We start from the raw sequence: 364 nt of genomic DNA, 5'->3' as shown, positions 1-364 counted from the left end.
AGCGCGAGTGACCAGTGCAGATTGATTTGCGCATTCGCCTGCGTCGCCAGCAGCGAATGTCCGCCTAGCGCGAAGAAGTCGGCGTCGCGGCCAATTGCGTGGGTCGCGTCGATGCGCAACACGCGTATCCAGATCGCGGCGAGTTCGCGCTCGGTGTCGGTCTGCGGTTCGGCCACTTCTGCCGTTTGCAGCGACGGCGCGGGCAACGCGTTGCGGTCGCACTTGCCGTTCGGCGTGACAGGCAACGCGTCGAGTTCGATCACATGCGCGGGCACCATGTAGGCAGGCAACTGCGCGTTCAACGCAGCGAACAGCGCGGCGTGATCGAATGCTTCTTCGGCGCGTCGCGCGACATAGCCGATCA

At 64.6% G+C, this 364-nt stretch carries 1 protein-coding gene; it reads right to left on the bottom strand.

What is annotated here, in order from left to right; all coding sequences use genetic code 11:
* Nucleotides 1-364 (bottom strand): phosphopantetheine-binding protein (locus SB753_RS35335; RefSeq protein WP_410804716.1); only part of this gene is annotated, 364 nt, incomplete at both ends.

The sequence above is a fragment of the Paraburkholderia sp. SIMBA_053 genome (assembly GCF_046534895.1).
GTDB lineage: Bacteria > Pseudomonadota > Gammaproteobacteria > Burkholderiales > Burkholderiaceae > Paraburkholderia > Paraburkholderia caledonica.
Note: the sequence above shows the minus strand (reverse complement) of the source record. Positions and strands in the feature narration are given on the sequence as shown.